The following is a 15,495-nucleotide window of genomic DNA, read 5'->3' as shown; positions in this document are numbered from 1 at the left end:
GCAGTCGCTAGTTCTTCAATGTGTTGGAGAAAGCTATGAATGGAGACCATTTAGTTTCCCGCTAGCAGGGTATCCCTTACGGCCGCTGTTGTCTTCACGAAATTTTATCATCGCTGTGACTATGCTCGCCTTGCTCCTGACCATGCTCATCGCTATGGCTATGCTCGCCCTGCTCCTGATCGTGCTGCTCGCCATGATGGTCATGTCCATCGTGGCTCATTGTGCTTTTCCAGCTATGATTATTAAGCTCCGCTGCAGTCATCAGTACACCTTTGCCCTGCTCCTTGATGTACGCCTCAGCCTCGGATTTATTTTTGAAGGAGTATACCCCGAAGCTCATCGGCGTTTTGAAGGATTCATCATAAGTGTAGAAGGCGTCCTCCAGCTCAATCCATTCCTTGGTATGATAATCCCTCACGTACTTGACGTTAATATCCGCATCTTTATTGTCGTTAAGCCATACGAACAGGTCGCCGATATCGTCAAATTTATAAGCCTTGCCGTTATTTAAAATAATTTGAGTCGCATTATGATCGTCCGTGATCATCATTTTGCATACCGCGCAAGTATCGACGCCCTCTTGAATAGGTGAAGGCTCAAATTTCTTTTTTGCGCCGCAGCCCGCAGCCGCAGCGACTATTAAGGACAGCATTAATATTAGTACAAATGGTTTTTTCATCTTTTATTTCTTCCTCCTGCAAAAAATATAAATAATAAACAGCCTGCTGTAACAACGGCGCTGGCAGCCCCGGCAACGGCTGATGGCGCAGCCGCTTCCTGGTCATCTGTCAGCTCGGCCAGCTTCATGAGCGGCTTTGTATCCTGCAGCTGCTCTTTGCCGGCTCCGGCAAACAAGCTTTCGAAAAACTGCATGCCCGGCGAGCCGAAAAATAGCTGATAAGGCGGTATCGCCTCTGTCAAGGTTAGAAAAAAGGGATCAACCTGATAGGGCAGGGAGCTGTAGCCGCTGCCAGTCAGATCAATGTTCTGTGCGTCATCCCAATAGTTGCGCTCGACGTTATTTCCGTCACTTTTATGCGCTTGAGCTTGTATGACGTTGGCGATAAACGTATTGCTTGCAATGTTGTTGCTGCTGGCATCCAGCAGCTGAAGGCCAATAAAATTACGGGAAATATCATTAAAGCGAAGCTGGTTATTTTGCGCATGCTCCACATAAATGCCGACTCGATTGCCTTGAATGCGATTGCGCTCGATTACGGAGTCGTAGACATCGAATAACAACAGCCCTTGAGCTGTAACGCTTTCCGTTTGCTTGTAGAAGACGTTCTCTTGTACGATTGTACGTTTAACGCCCATAATCATGGCGCCAGTCACATTATGCATCCCAACATTGCGCAAAAGCTCGTTGTCATCGCTGAACATAAAGTGATAGCCATATCGGGAAGAGGTAACCTCATTGCCCGTGACCGTATTGTTGTTGCTCTCCTCAATATAAATGCCGTCGAACATATGGCTGATCGAATTATTGGCAAGCAGATTATGATGCGAGAGCTGCAGGTCTATTCCGTTGCCTTTACGGGAGGAATGCTCGTCATGCGTTCCATATATGCTTTGCTTGCGCAAGCCTTCAATCAACAAGTGCTCCAGTTTGTTGCGGCTGGCTTCTATTAACTGAATGCCCGTGCCTCGTGTAAGTATGATTAGATTTTCAAGGGTATTGTCGCTGCTGGATACTTCAATTGCTGCAGTCAATGGAAGCATCCTTTCATCCTTGATTGTTATGTCCTGTAAGCTTACGTTATCAGCTAAAATAGTAACTACTGGTTGATCAGTGCTGCTTGTAAGGATGACTTCATCTTTATGGGCACCTGCAATAGTAAGCTGTTTATTTATTGTAACGGGACCTTCATATTTACCGCTTGGCAAAATAATAGTGTCTCCGGGGTTGGCATTATCGACGATGGACTGCAAAGGGGAGGCAGCCTGAGCATCGTCGAGCATCGCCATTGGAGCTTGCAGTACAGAAATGCCTGATGCCTCTGGGCTGGCTGCAGCAAGTGGGGGGCTGGCAGCGCCGAGCAGACATAACATAAATACGGCCATCAGCTTCATATACTTATGCTGCATGTCATTGAACCGCTCCTTCCAAGTGATGTTACTATTAGTTTGCCTTGCCGGCTCGCGAATCGCTATAACTCAAACGGGCTACATTTTTGCGCGGTGCAACCGATTTGTGAACAAAACGTGACTGCATGCTGATAGCAATCGAATATGCAGAGCTTATATGGAATGTGATATGATACGAGTGTCGATATAATAAAGACAATTACTCTTGATAAAGTAGGTTTTAATGATGCATTTATTATCAGCTGAGCAAATTACAAAGAGCTATGGCGAAAAAATATTGTTTGAAAATGTGACCTTCGGCGTGGAGGAGGGTGACAAAATTGGTATTATCGGAGTCAACGGAACAGGCAAATCAACGCTGTTGAAAGTAATAGCCGGGCTGGAGCAGCCGGATTCGGGCAAGGTGACGATCGGCAGACAGGTTGCGGTACGGATGCTGGCGCAGGACCCTGTATTCCAGCCGGGTGAAACGGCGCTTGAGCATGTGCTTGGAGGAGATTCGGCACAGCTGCGCGCTGTGCAGGCGTATGCCCGCATTATGCAGGGCTTGGAGCTTAACCCTTCAGATGAAGCGCTCCAAAAGGAGCTTATTAAAGCGAATCAGACGATGGATGAGCTTGATGCGTGGACGCTGGAGAGCGAGGCAAAGAATGTGCTGTCCCGTCTCGGCATTGCCGAGTTCGACAAGCCTGTCGATGCGATGTCGGGCGGGCAGCGCAAGCGGGTAGCGATGGCGGCTGCATTGCTGCTGCCGTCAGACGTGCTGATTTTGGATGAGCCGACGAACCATATCGATAATGAATCGGTAGCTTGGCTCGAAGGGATGCTTCAAAAGCGGCGCGGCGCGCTTATTATGATCACGCATGACCGCTATTTTCTGGATCGGGTAAGCAATCGCGTAATCGAGCTGGATCAAGGCACGGCTTATTTCTATCAAGCTAACTATAGCCGCTTTTTGGAGCTGAAGCTGGAGCGCGAGGAGCGTGAGGCAGCCTCGGAGGCTAAGCGCCAAAACTTGCTTCGCCGAGAGCTTGCCTGGATAAGGCGCGGTGCGAAGGCGCGTACGACGAAGCAGAAAGCGAGGATCGACCGCTTTGAGGCCTTGAAGGCAGATGCGCCAAAGGCGAGCGGCGGAAAGCTCGACGTATCCGTTGCCTCGGCTCGTCTCGGCCGCAAAATTGTGGAGCTTGAGCATGTCAGCAAATCGCTGGGCGGACAAGAGCTTATACGCGATTTTAGCTTTATCGCCGTTCCTGAGGATCGGGTCGGCATTGTAGGACGCAACGGAATGGGCAAATCTACGCTGCTTAAGCTGATTGCAGGCCAGCTGGAGCCGGACGAAGGCACGATAGAGCTGGGCATGACGGTCAAGCTGGGCGTATTCGCGCAAGAGCATGACGAGATGGATGACAACATGCGTGTAATTGAATATATACGGCAGGATGCGGAGCAGGTGCGGACAGCTGATGGTACGACGATATCAGCCGCTCAAATGCTAGAGCGCTTTTTATTCTCCCCAACGATGCAGTGGACGCCGATCAGCAAGCTGTCCGGCGGCGAGAAGCGCCGTCTGCAGCTGCTGCGCGTATTGATGAATGCGCCGAATGTGCTGCTGCTGGACGAGCCTACCAATGATTTGGATATTGCGACTTTAACGGTATTGGAGCAATATTTGGATGAATTTCCGGGCGTCGTATTTATCGTCTCCCATGATCGCTATTTCCTGGACCGGACAGTAGATACGATCTTTTCGTTTGAAGGCGATGGCATAGTTGAAGAGCATGAAGGCAACTACTCGGAATACTTTGAGGCTGTGCAGAAAAAAGAGGCGCTTTCGGGACAAGCTGGTTCCGACTCCGCAGCTGCAAAGGGCAATCGGACAGATAATAGCAGCAAAGCAGCTTCAGTCTCTGCTGAGGGTGCTGCTTCCCTGGATGCGAATGAAGCAACCAGCAGCGCTGCAAAAGGTCGGGCGCTTAAGATGTCCTACAAGGAGCAAAGGGACTTTGAGCAGATTGATGACTGGATTGCAGAGGCCGAGCAGCAGCTGGCAGCAGTAGGAGAGCAAATGGATGGAGCGAGCAGCGATGCAGGCCGATTGCAGGAGCTTATGCTGGAGCAGCAGCAGCTGGAAGAGAAGCTGGAGCAGCTAATGGATCGCTGGACGGAGCTGAATGAGCTGGCTGAGCAAATAGCAGCACAGAAGCAGGGCTAGTGGAAGCTGTTAACTGAGAAAAGCGGTGCACAAGCAGGACTAAGCTTAGCAAGCAGCATCGGCTTAAATAAGCTTGCTTAGAAAACAACATTGGGTTCGCGGAAGCTTTGCATAGCAATCAACAGCACAGAAGCAGAGCTAGTGGAAGCTGTGTGCCGCGGTGAATTTGGATATAGAGAGGAAAGTAATCGATGACCGACAGCCTGAAGATTGGGAATATTTATTGCGTAGGCCGTAACTTCCGCTTGCATGCGCTGGAGCTTGGCAACGAGGTGCCAAGCGAGCCGCTAATTTTCATGAAGCCATCTCACGCTGCGGCCCTGCTAGACGATAGCGAGCTGCAGCTGCCGGATGATAAGGGCGAGATTCATTACGAGCTGGAAATCGTGATTAGAGTCGGTGACCGGTATGCGCCGGGTTTGCAGCCTGACAGGTATATCGAGGCGATGACGCTGGGATTGGATTTGACGCTGCGCGATATTCAAAGCGGACTGAAAGCGAAAGGTTTGCCGTGGTTGCCTGCCAAAGGCTTCAAGCAATCTGCAACGCTTGGCCGATGGATAGAATATCCGGGCGAAGCTGCGCTTGCCGAGCAGGAATTTACATTGGTGCGCAACGGGCAGGAGGTGCAGCGCGGCTGCACGAAGGATATGCTGCTAAGCATCGGACAGCTCGTTCAATATATAGAGGAGCAGTATGGCCTTGGTCCTGGCGATATTATTTTTACAGGAACTCCTGCAGGAGTTGGAGCCCTGTGCGATAAGGATAAGTTCGAAGCATACTGGGGCGGGCAAAAGCTGGGCGGCTGCGTTATAAAGCTTGGTGGCTAATTGGTCATAATGAAAAGTCATCTTGACGGGTTCAGGAAGGCTTTTTTATTTATGAGGAACTCTAACGGACATAAGTGACCCTTAGCTGGCAAAAATGGCGTAAAAATAATTGTAACGGACACTGGTGACCTTTATACGACCAAATCAGCTATTTTAAAGGGAAAAAGCTATGTAAGGGACATTATTGTCCGTTTACAATTCAAATGGCGGAAAACAAGGCTCCTACGGTCATTTGTGACCGTTACAATTTTGCAAAGTAAGTGCTCCAATCCAATCAGCTTCTCGCGTTTTAACCATTACAGATTTTATAGGAGTCAAAAATTGGCGTACAACAGCGGTCGTCAGCCCAAACTTGATGCGATGCCGCCTCTGAAAAACTACATTATAGGTTGGTACATAAAATGTACTTAGTTTCCACGAGCACCTGTCTATTCTTCATTGTATATTTTTCCAGAAAATAATGAGGTGAATACGGATTTTGGGCGAAAAGAAGAAAGCTGTTCCCTGGCAGGCTTGCCTGCTGGAGAACAGCTTTTTGCAGTATGTCTCATTAGGTTAAGGAAAATCGATTATCTGCCGTTGAACGCGCTAAGCATCCAAACATGCTTTTCAAGTGAAGTATGAATAGCAAGCAGCATATCCGCAGTCGTTTCATCATTTTCTTGCTGCGCGATATTCATGGCCGTTTTCAGCTCTTGAATAATTGTCGTAAAGTCAGCGATAAGCTGATCGACCATCTGCTCCGCAGTTTCGATATTATTTGCTTCTTTTATGCTGGAAGTTTTCAAATAATCGCTCATCGTTGCAATAGGCTTACCTTTGACGGCAAGCAAACGTTCAGCAATCTCATCGACATGCAGGGCAGCTTCCTCATACAATTCTTGAAATTTCTCATGTAGTGTAAAGAACTGCGAGCCCTTCACATACCAGTGGTAATTGTGCAGTTTAATGTATAGCGTGCTCCAGTTGGCAATTTGTTTGTTTAGTTCATTGTGTAAAGTCATTATTTCTCATCCTTCCTTTTCCTATAGAATTTATCTAAACCAATAAATTTATTCTGAAACAGAAATATTATTTATATTAATTCCTTATTTATAATTATTACAAATAAGAGCGAAGAAGTCAAGACCTATTCTCTTTATCAGAATGACAGTTGTTTAAGCTTCGTGCTATTCGTTTAAAACTCTTTTAGAACAAGATATGGAAAACACATTGGCAATATTGTTAACATTTGGTAAGGTTAAAAGGGTAACTATCATTTCATGTCTTAGGAAAGGCGGGATAAGATGAGGAAGGCGTTTGGAATTATTATTACTTTATGTATGCTGGCGATGTTCCCGGCGGCTGTATTTGCTGATACGGCTGAGGACATAGCGAATAGCAAGCGGCCGAAGGTGCTGTTGAATGGCGAAGCAATAGCTTTTAATCAAGAGCCATATGTGAAGGATGGCATTACGATGGCACCTGCCAGGACACTGCTTGAAAGCCTTGGTTTTAATGTGGGCTGGAATGAAGAAACGAAGCAGCTTGCAGGCTTCAAGTATGGTACGGAGCTGCGATTTTCGTTAGACCAAAAGATTGCCACGATCAATAATGCTGCCTATCAATTGCCAAAGCCAGTACATATGCTTGATGGTGAAGTGTATATACCGCTTAGATTTACGGCTGAAGCTGATGGTCGTTCAGTAAGCTGGCAAGCCAGTGAGGAAACTGTAGAAATCACCACTAAAGAAATGAAAAATATCAGGATTGCCCTGCGGATGTCTGAGGCGCAGTCAGAGACTGATACCGTGGAATTAGTAAAGCAGCTTAGCAAGCATCTGGAGGAAAATAATAAGATTTCTGTACAATGGGAGCATATTCCTGCTGATTATTATCAGGAGAAGTTGAATCTCATGATCGCAGCGGGAGATATGGCCGATTTATCCTACACCCCTGACATTACCATTTTTCCGCTTGATCTGCTGTCTTCTATAACATGGAAGCTTGATAGCCATATAACAAAGTATTCAGCTTTAAATAAGCTTTCAGAACAAGCTGTCGAGGAAGTTAGAGCTGTTTATAATGACCTGTATGCTATTCCTAAAATAGCTTCTTCAATTGATGCTAGCTTTCCGGTTGCAAATGAACATTGGCTGGATCGGCTAGGATTTGTCGCTCCGAGAACGATGGATGAATTGTATACAGTCATGAAAATGTTTACTACAAATGATCCTGATGCCAATGGCAAAAAAGACACGTATGGGCTGACAGGATATATCGATAAGAACAGTCTCGGCACACTGGCATGGGTAGAGCACGTCTTTAATGAAAATGCTTCGCGTTATGAGCTGAAGGACGGCAAGCTGGTTGATCTTGCCGCATCGGAAGGAACAAGAAAAGCTTTGCAATGGTTAACTAAAGCTTACGCAGAAGGCTTAATTGATCCGGAAGTTTTTGTTTTGACAAAAGAAGCTGCCACTAAAGGCTTTAAGGATGGCAAAGCAGGCTTCCTTGCCATGAAGCTTGCTGAAGCTGCTGAGGCAGAGATGGACAGCAAGCAGCAATTTAAGCCGCTAATATCGCTTAAAAGCTCCGATTCCGCGCAAGCCGTAACAGGCGCGCAATCTGCTTATCAAGGCGCTTACATTGTCAGCAGCCTGTCAAAGAAAGAGAAGCTTGACGGCGCTTTAGAAATGATGAATGCTCTCCACACGATTGCAAATGATCAGAAGCAAGATGACCAGCTTCGCCATTTCGCCAAGGAGATTACGGGCACATCTGAAGTGAAGCTAGATAACGCGTCGAAAGCTATAAAAGAACGCTACAATCAAATAGCTGAAGCGAGAGAGTTGATTGCAGCGAAGCCGCTGCTTGAAACCCAATTGTATGCTAAGCTCGATAATCAACAGCGCTCCATTAAGTATCAGCTGGACGAAGAAATGCTGCAGTTGAAGGTAAAGGTTATTATGGGGGCAGCAACGATAGATCAGTGGGACCAGTACATCAGCAATTTGCAAAAGAATAACGATTATGTTTCCATTATGGACGCTTTTTCTAAAAAATAAGGCAAGACTAAACGGAATGGTGAAAATAGCAAATACGAAAAAGCAGCGAGCCGCTTTTAAAGCGGTATCGCTGCTTTTTTTAAAAATTACTGAGCAAAGATCAACTTCTAAGGGTTGCCACAGACGCTATTGGTGCAAAAATGATGGTTTAAATTTTCTAAGGGTGCCACAGACGCTATTGGTGAAAAAATGATGGTTTAAATTTTCTAAGGGTTGCCACAGATGCTATTGGTGAAAAAATGATGGTTTAAATTTTCTAAGGGTTGCCACAGACGCTATTGGTGAAAAAATGATGGTTTAAATTTTCTAAGGGTTGCCACAAACGCTATTCGTGCAAAATTGATGGTTTAAATTTTCTAACGGTTGCTGTTGCGCTTAATTTCCCAAAAAGCACTGATTTTGCACGAGAAAGGGTACAATAACGCTCGTGACAACCGTTAAAAACTCAAATGAGCTAAAATAATCGAAATAGCCTCTATGGCAACCGTTAGGCAATTATGGCAGCTGATTATAGGGGACGTTTTGCCGGCGAACCCGTTTTTCCTTCTGTTTTAATGGCGCTTGATCGACTAAGCGATGCTTTTCCCAAGCGCGGCTGCGCCAGCGGAAAAACATAATGACAGCCCGCAGCCACTCATCTGCAGCAATTGCCAGCCATATGCCGGCAAGTCCGAGATTGTAATGGAAAGCAAGCAGCCAGCCAAGAGGCAGGCTCATGCAAGCCATCGATATCAATCCCATATACAGCGGAAATTTAGCATCTCCGGCAGCGCGCAAGGAATTGACTAAAACGATATTAACTGAACGTCCCGTGTCCAGAATGAAGCATAAGAGCAGAATTTGAGCTCCCAGCTCGATAATTTCTCTATTCTCGGTAAAAACGCTCATTAACGGGTATCTGAACAAGACAATTCCACTAATTAAGACAAGCGAGACGCCGACCGCCCAAATAGTACTTTTCCAAACGCGATAATACGCCTTCGTCTGTTCGCCTGCACCAATAAGTCTGCCTATAATGATGGATGTTCCCATGCCGATCGCCAGCGATGCATTGATTGTAATCATTGCGATATTGCTGACATAGTTTTTCGCAGCCAGCGCTGTCTCGCCAAGATACGTAATGTAGAACAGGAATACGAGCTGGCAGGTATGATAGAGAACCTGCTCAAGCGCGGCCGGAATGCCTATCTTTAATATTTTGCCTACATACTCCTTGGACAGCGTCCAGTAATAGTGCAGATGGATACGTACAGGCAGCACTTTGTACAGCAGCCAGATGAACACAATCAGAGCTAGCAGCCGGCTTGCGGCTGAGGAGATGGCTGCCCCTTCAACGCCAAGCTGCGGAAATCCGAGCTTGCCAAAAATAAGCAGGTAGTTTCCGATAATATGAATAATGTTCATGCCCAGCGACACAAACATCGCTTGCTTCGTATAGCCATAAACGCGAATAATTGCTGAAATCGAATTAATGATCGCCTGCAAAAATATAAAGCTGCCTACTATTGTCAAATAGCTTTTCGCATGTATGAGCACTTCACCTTGCAGGTTAATTGCCTGCAGTAAAATTCCGTTACAAAGGAAAAATAACAAGCTAATCAGTAATCCGACTAATAAATTGAGTGTGATCGCAAGCGCGGCAATTTTGGAAGCCCCCAAATAATTGCGCGACCCAATATATTGGGCAACAACGATGGAAGCACCGTTTCCTACTACCTCTAGCAGCAAAATAGCAATAAGCAGGTATTGGTTCGCGGCGCCGACGCCTGATACAGCATTGTCCGATATGGCACTGATCATCAGCGTGTCGGCGATCCCCATAAACATGAAGAGAAACAGCTCTATAAATATAGGCCAGGTTAATAAAAATAAGTTTAAATGTTTGCTGCTGACGGAGGAATTTTCCAACGATGAAGCGTTTGTCAAGTGTGTCACCTTCCTGATGTAAATAGCCAATAAATCATATTAGCATATCAGGAAGGCAAATCCTATCCCCAACTGTGATTCATTCAGCAGCTTTCGATTATACGGTAATAGCAGCATCAGCCTGCGCTTCCAAGTAGCGCTCGCAATCAAGTGCCGCCATACAGCCGCTGCCTGCCGCCGTAATGGCTTGGCGGTACGTTTTATCCTGCACGTCTCCGCAGGCGAATACGCCGGGAATATTCGTTTCCGAGCTGCCCGGCTTAACGATGATGTAGCCTTGCTCGTCTGTAGTAATTTGTCCGTTTAGAAAAGCTGTGTTTGGCGTATGACCGATGGATACAAATATTCCTTCTGTTTCAAGCAATTCTTCTTCGCCTGTAAGGTTATTGCGAACCTTGAGCGCTTGTACCCCGTTCTCAGTTGCTACTACTTCAAGAGGCGTGCGGTTGAGGCTCCATTTCATTTTTTGATTGGCTTTTGCCCGATCCTGCATTATTTTGGAGGCACGCAGCTCATCTCTGCGGTGAACGATGCGAACCTCGGTGGCAAAGCGCGTAAGGAATGAAGCTTCCTCCATTGCAGAGTCGCCTCCGCCGATTACGGTAATTTTTTTGCCCCGGAAGAAGAACCCGTCGCAGGTTGCACAAGTGCTTAGCCCGCGGCCTAAGTTTTCTTGCTCCCCAGGAATGCCCAAATATTTAGCGGAAGCGCCAGTTGATATAATAACGGTCTCTGCTTGCAAAGCTCCCAATCCTTCTACTTCCAACGTATAAGGTTGCTTACTGAAATCAATGCTTTTAACAGCGCCAGTTTTAAATTGTGCTCCGAAACGCTGAGCTTGCTTGCGCATATTAGACATAAGCTCGCTGCCTAGAATGCCGTCTGGAAAGCCCGGGAAGTTTTCCACTTCAGTCGTAGTTGTAAGCTGTCCTCCAGGCTGCCAGCCCTCAATTACTAATGGCTGCATATTTGCTCTAGCCAAATATATAGCGGCCGTTAGTCCCGCAGGTCCGGTTCCGACAATAATCGTTTTATACATAATATGACCTCCTAGTCATGCTATATAATGAATAGTAAATTAAAATTATTATAAATAAGAAAAAATGTCAATGCTGTTCCGTAAGCCTTCTAGTACATTGAAATGATTTTGAAAAAATCAGGGCGTCTTAATATAGGATATTGCTATTGCTACAGGTTATAATGAAAGAAAGGAGGGTGTCGATTAATTGTGGGCAACTATTGCAAGCAAAAAGAATGGGGAACGAAGAGCAAGATTGGAATGGAGAAGTGGCAGCATCCGCCTTTGTAGGCCAAGCGGTCGGAATCCCAAACTTGATCGTAGTAGCGTCTCTTTCGACTGCTTATTGCCCTATCCACAATTAATCGACACCCTCGAAAGGCTCGCAAAAGCAATTAGAGTAAAGGTGGTTATATCAGTGAGAAGAACGATTCGTAAAGCGATTATTCCCGCAGGCGGCCTTGGGACGCGTTTTTTGCCTGCAACTAAAGCCCAGCCCAAGGAAATGCTGCCTATTATTGATAAGCCGGCCATTCAATATATTGTAGAGGAAGCTGTTAAATCAGGCATTGAAAGCATTGTAATTATAAGCGGCAGACATAAGCGTGCAATTGAGGACCATTTTGACAAATCTTTCGAGTTGGAAGCGGAGCTGGAGGAGCGGGGCAATGAAGAGATGCTCCAAATTGTGCGTGATATTTCGCAGTTGGCAGATATTTACTATGTCCGGCAGAAGGAGCCGCTAGGGCTGGGACATGCTGTGTTGTGCGGACGCAGATTTATTGCCGATGAACCATTTGCAGTGCTGCTTGGCGATGATATTTTAACCTCTAATCCTCCATGTTTAAAAAGTATGATAGATATATATGAAGAGCAGCGCACTTCTGTCGTTGCCGTAATGGAGGTGCCAAAGGATCAAACGCATCGATACGGCATCGTCGATATTTCAGGCAAAAATGCAGTAGAAAAAGTCCAATCGATTGTAGAGAAGCCTGCCCCCGGTACTGCGCCGTCAAATTTTGCGGTAGTCGGACGATATGTTCTGGACCCTGCAATATTCGATTTGCTTGAGAAGGCTCAGCCTGGAAAGGGCGGAGAAATCCAATTGACAGACAGTCTGCAGGAGCTGAACAAGCTAAGCTCTTTATTGGCGTATCGCTTTGAAGGACGGCGGCATGATGTTGGGGATAAGCTTGGCTTTATTGAGGCTACTATTGATTTTGCGCTGGAGCGGGAGGATCTTAGTGAAAGTGTGAGACGTTATATGCTGGAGCGCTTGCGTGAATATGAGAAGTAACTGGTACCGCTGGTGGCCGTTCAAGCGCCATTGAGAGTGATTACAAACCTTTAGACAATGTGATAAACTACTAGCGTGTCATTAATAGCTAATTATTAAATACGCTGCTATGGAGGAATATTCAAATGCCGGATATGCTTGTGAAGTTGTATGATCTGCCAGAGCTTGGACCAGTGATGGAGGATATGAAAAATAAAGGGATTGTTATTCGCAGAGGCCTTGGCCCGGAGAAAAATGCTGTAGCAAAATGGGCGCAGGAGCATTTCAGCGAATATTGGAAGAGCGAGTGCGAGGTTGCTTTTTCAAGACAGCCTGTAACATGTTTTATTGCCGCTGCTGAAATTCCGGGTTCAAACAAGAGTAAGATGCTGGGCTTTGCATGCTATGACAGCACCTTGCGCGGCTTTTTTGGGCCGACTGGCGTATCTGAAGAAACGCGTGGACAAGGCGTAGGTAAAGCGCTGCTTTTAGCTTCTCTGCATGCGATGAAGGAGGAAGGCTACGGCTATGCCGTCATTGGTGCCGCAGGACCGGTGGACTTCTATGCCAAGCAGGTTGGCGCTATCGAAATACCGGATTCCGTGCCAGGGGTATATCGCGGATTGCTGGCAAATTCGTAAATTGTTGAACAAGCGTTCTGTGCGAGCTTTCGAGCTTGGCAGGGCGCTTTTTAAATTCACGCCAAAATTAATTTACTACTTGAAAGATGAATCGAAAATATCCCTTAGATTCGGTGGACATGGTTCATATTATAGCAAGCAAGGATATTCCTTCACTATTAACGAGGAAAAAGTCAAGCGTTTAAACACACTTGTAGATCGAATAAAGAAAACCAGTTTAGAAAATGGAAACCACTGAACCCAATTAACCAACACTCTCCTATTCCTTCGTTATAGTGTCCAATCGAGTTCTTTAGCGTTTAACTTTTGCAGTCTTTCATTCTTAGGTTTGAAAGAAAGACGGTCCGCAGCTCGTCCGCATTGTCTATGTATCCTTTCAGCAAATTTGATGTAATAAAGTAAAACCTGCAGCCTCCCGTAAAACCAAATTGAAATCCTTTACATTGTTATACTTTTTTCGAAAAAGTTATGCTATACTGATGTCGATAATGTTATCGATAACATGGAATAGGGGAGTACTACTCATGTCAAAAAAATATGCAATTGGATTGGATTATGGTACACAATCTGGCCGTGCGGTTTTAGTAGATTTGCATGACGGAACTGAAATTGCTGAGCATGTAACGCCATACCGGCACCATGTCATTGATGAGCGGCTTCCTATCTCTGGCACAAAGCTTGAGCATGACTGGGCGCTGCAGCACCCTGCTGATTATATTGAAGTTTTAGAGCAATCTATTCCTGCTGTCGTTCAGCAGTCAGGTGTTGAACCAAGTGATATTATCGGTATCGGGATCGATTTCACGGCGTGTACGATATTGCCTATTGACGCAGATGGCACGCCGCTATGCGTTCAGACCCAGTATCGCGATAATCCGCATAGCTGGGTGAAGCTTTGGAAGCATCATGCGGCGCAGGAGGAAGCGGATCAGATTACGAGTCAGGCGCTGTCGAGCGGGGAGAAATGGCTGCCTCGCTACGGCGGAACGATTTCTTGCGAATGGATGCACGCCAAGATATGGCAGGTACTTGATGAAGCCCCTGAAATTTTTGAAGCAAGTGATCAATTTGTTGAAGCTGTTGATTGGGTTATTAGCCAAATGACCGGTACGTTAAAGCGGGGCAGCTGCACAGCAGGCTATAAGGCGCTTTGGCATAAGCAGGATGGCTATCCGTCTAACGAGTTCCTGGAAAGCCTGGATGCAAGACTCGTCAATCTTCATGACACAAAGCTGCGGGGCGAGGTTCTGTCTTTAGGCTCGAAGGCGGGTGAGCTTACAGCAGCAATGGCGGAACGGATCGGCCTTGAGGCTGGCACTGCCGTAGCAGTAGGCATTATTGATGCACATGCGGGAATGCCGGGAGTTGGCGTTGTTACGCCCGGCAAGCTAGTGATGGCGATGGGAACCTCGATCTGCCATTTGCTGCTCGCCGATGAAGAAAAGCATGTCGAAGGGGTAGGCGGAGTTGTAGAGGACGGCATTATACCCGGATACTATGCTTACGAGGCTGGGCAAGCAGCGGTAGGCGATATTTTTGAATGGTATGTTGAGGAAGCCGTACCTGCTTATATTCATAAAGATGCAGAAGCGGCGGGGGAGTCGGTGCATCAGTATTTAACGCGCAAAGCGAGCGAGCTGTCTCCTGGGCAGTCCGGCCTGCTTGCGCTTGACTGGTGGAATGGCAATCGTTCCGTACTTGTAGATCCGAGTTTGACTGGAACAATCGTAGGTCTTAATCTTCTGACTAAGCCTTGGGAAATATACCGAACCTTGTTTGAAGCAACTGCATTCGGCACTCGTAAAATTATCGAAGCATTTGAGCAGAACGGCTTTGTTATAGATGAGTTGTATGCTTGCGGCGGTTTGCCGCAAAAAAATGCGTTATTGATGCAAATTTACGCGGACGTTACGAATAAAGAAATCAAAATTGCCGATTCCAAGCAAACTAATGCACTAGGCGCGGCGATGTATGGCGCTGTTGCTGCCGGTTCCGATAAGGGCGGCTATGATAGCCTGGTTGACGCTGCCGCAGCAATGGGACGAGTGCGCGAGGAAACCTATAAGCCTGATCCGCAGCGTGCAGCTATTTATGATCAGCTGTATTTGGAATATTTGCAGCTGCATGATTACTTCGGCAGAGGCGGAAATGACGTAATGAAACGCCTTAGAGTGATTAAAGAAGGGCAAGCCGCAAACTAATGCGAAGAGTCATTTGCCAACAAAACGATCAAGAGAGTATTACTAGATCATGGGATGACAAGAGAGGGCCGCTGATTAAAGCGCGTGAGGAAGCATACTGTTTAATTTTGCGATAATAATGCCATCATATGAGCGACCATTGACGAAAGCGTTGACGGAAGCATAATGTTTTGCTAGAGCATGTACATTTAGATGAGTATCTTCAACAAAAAATTGAAATGTTAAAGAGTAACCAGCAATTGTTCTTACTGTG

The 15,495-nt window shown here is 46.4% G+C and carries 12 protein-coding genes; 7 read left to right on the top strand and 5 right to left on the bottom strand.

Annotated features, from left to right (window positions below; translation table 11 throughout):
- Nucleotides 1-94 precede the first annotated feature (94 nt).
- Together V1L65_RS25895 and V1L65_RS25890 are read right to left on the bottom strand one after the other, a co-directional pair.
- A complete protein-coding gene (locus tag V1L65_RS25895) occupies nt 95-679 on the bottom strand; it encodes a nitrous oxide reductase accessory protein NosL (protein WP_331702191.1) in 585 nt (194 codons plus the stop codon).
- A complete protein-coding gene (locus V1L65_RS25890) occupies nt 676-2,088 on the bottom strand; it encodes a right-handed parallel beta-helix repeat-containing protein (RefSeq protein WP_331702190.1) in 1,413 nt (470 codons plus the stop codon). Before V1L65_RS25890 ends, V1L65_RS25895 begins: the two co-directional genes overlap by 4 nt.
- 226 nt (nt 2,089-2,314) lie before the next feature.
- Between V1L65_RS25890 and V1L65_RS25885 the strand changes: the two genes are divergently transcribed.
- Together V1L65_RS25885 and V1L65_RS25880 are read left to right on the top strand one after the other, a co-directional pair.
- A complete protein-coding gene (locus V1L65_RS25885; RefSeq protein ID WP_331702216.1) occupies nt 2,315-4,303 on the top strand; it encodes an ABC-F family ATP-binding cassette domain-containing protein in 1,989 nt (662 codons plus the stop codon).
- A 191-nt stretch (nt 4,304-4,494) separates the two neighbouring features.
- Nucleotides 4,495-5,133, top strand: coding sequence for a fumarylacetoacetate hydrolase family protein (locus V1L65_RS25880; RefSeq protein WP_331702189.1), 639 nt, complete (start codon nt 4,495-4,497; stop codon nt 5,131-5,133).
- A gap of 569 nt (nt 5,134-5,702) precedes the next feature.
- On the opposite strand, the gene V1L65_RS25875 is transcribed toward V1L65_RS25880, so the two are convergent.
- Entirely contained in the window at nt 5,703-6,137 is a 435-nt protein-coding gene (locus tag V1L65_RS25875) for a Dps family protein (RefSeq protein WP_331702188.1), read from the bottom strand.
- Nucleotides 6,138-6,419: 282 nt separating this feature from the next.
- Here V1L65_RS25875 and V1L65_RS25870 point away from each other — a divergent pair, with 282 nt between their 5' ends.
- On the top strand, nt 6,420-8,180 hold the full coding sequence (locus V1L65_RS25870; RefSeq protein ID WP_331702187.1) for an extracellular solute-binding protein: 1,761 nt from the start codon (nt 6,420-6,422) through the stop codon (nt 8,178-8,180).
- Between the two features lie 495 nt (nt 8,181-8,675).
- Here the strand turns inward: V1L65_RS25870 and V1L65_RS25865 are convergent, their stop codons facing one another.
- Nucleotides 8,676-10,115: an MATE family efflux transporter gene (locus tag V1L65_RS25865; protein WP_442955720.1), complete on the bottom strand. Its 1,440-nt coding sequence runs from the start codon at nt 10,113-10,115 to the stop codon at nt 8,676-8,678.
- Between the two features lie 88 nt (nt 10,116-10,203).
- On the bottom strand, nt 10,204-11,145 hold the full coding sequence (trxB, locus tag V1L65_RS25860) for a thioredoxin-disulfide reductase (protein ID WP_331702184.1): 942 nt from the start codon (nt 11,143-11,145) through the stop codon (nt 10,204-10,206).
- Between the two features lie 200 nt (nt 11,146-11,345).
- Between trxB and V1L65_RS25855 the strand changes: the two genes are divergently transcribed.
- From V1L65_RS25855 to V1L65_RS25840, 4 genes are all read left to right on the top strand, one after another.
- On the top strand, nt 11,346-11,489 hold the full coding sequence (locus V1L65_RS25855; RefSeq protein WP_331702183.1) for a hypothetical protein: 144 nt from the start codon (nt 11,346-11,348) through the stop codon (nt 11,487-11,489).
- A 53-nt stretch (nt 11,490-11,542) separates the two neighbouring features.
- Nucleotides 11,543-12,421 (top strand): UTP--glucose-1-phosphate uridylyltransferase GalU, encoded by an 879-nt coding sequence (gene galU / locus V1L65_RS25850; RefSeq protein ID WP_442955719.1) that lies wholly within the window; start codon nt 11,543-11,545, stop codon nt 12,419-12,421.
- 125 nt (nt 12,422-12,546) lie between these two features.
- Nucleotides 12,547-13,041, top strand: coding sequence for a GNAT family N-acetyltransferase (locus V1L65_RS25845; RefSeq protein ID WP_331702182.1), 495 nt, complete (start codon nt 12,547-12,549; stop codon nt 13,039-13,041).
- A 524-nt stretch (nt 13,042-13,565) separates the two neighbouring features.
- Complete coding sequence (locus V1L65_RS25840) at nt 13,566-15,242, top strand: ribulokinase (RefSeq protein ID WP_331702181.1); 1,677 nt, start codon at nt 13,566-13,568, stop codon at nt 15,240-15,242.
- The last annotated feature ends 253 nt before the right edge of the window (nt 15,243-15,495 follow it).

Source organism: Paenibacillus sp. IITD108 (genome assembly GCF_036541265.1).
Classification (GTDB): Bacteria; Bacillota; Bacilli; order Paenibacillales; family Paenibacillaceae; genus Pristimantibacillus.
This window is presented reverse-complemented; position numbering and strand designations above follow the sequence as displayed.

Excerpts from the sequence above, each read along its gene's own strand:
- V1L65_RS25895 (WP_331702191.1), bottom strand. The coding sequence starts at position 679 with ATGAAAAAACCATTTGTACTAATATTAATGCTGTCCTTAATAGTCGCT.
- V1L65_RS25890 (WP_331702190.1), bottom strand. The coding sequence starts at position 2,088 with ATGCAGCATAAGTATATGAAGCTGATGGCCGTATTTATGTTATGTCTG.
- V1L65_RS25885 (WP_331702216.1), top strand. The coding sequence starts at position 2,315 with ATGCATTTATTATCAGCTGAGCAAATTACAAAGAGCTATGGCGAAAAA.
- V1L65_RS25880 (WP_331702189.1), top strand. The coding sequence starts at position 4,495 with ATGACCGACAGCCTGAAGATTGGGAATATTTATTGCGTAGGCCGTAAC.
- V1L65_RS25875 (WP_331702188.1), bottom strand. The coding sequence starts at position 6,137 with ATGACTTTACACAATGAACTAAACAAACAAATTGCCAACTGGAGCACG.
- V1L65_RS25870 (WP_331702187.1), top strand. The coding sequence starts at position 6,420 with ATGAGGAAGGCGTTTGGAATTATTATTACTTTATGTATGCTGGCGATG.
- trxB (WP_331702184.1), bottom strand. The coding sequence starts at position 11,145 with ATGTATAAAACGATTATTGTCGGAACCGGACCTGCGGGACTAACGGCC.
- V1L65_RS25845 (WP_331702182.1), top strand. The coding sequence starts at position 12,547 with ATGCCGGATATGCTTGTGAAGTTGTATGATCTGCCAGAGCTTGGACCA.
- V1L65_RS25840 (WP_331702181.1), top strand. The coding sequence starts at position 13,566 with ATGTCAAAAAAATATGCAATTGGATTGGATTATGGTACACAATCTGGC.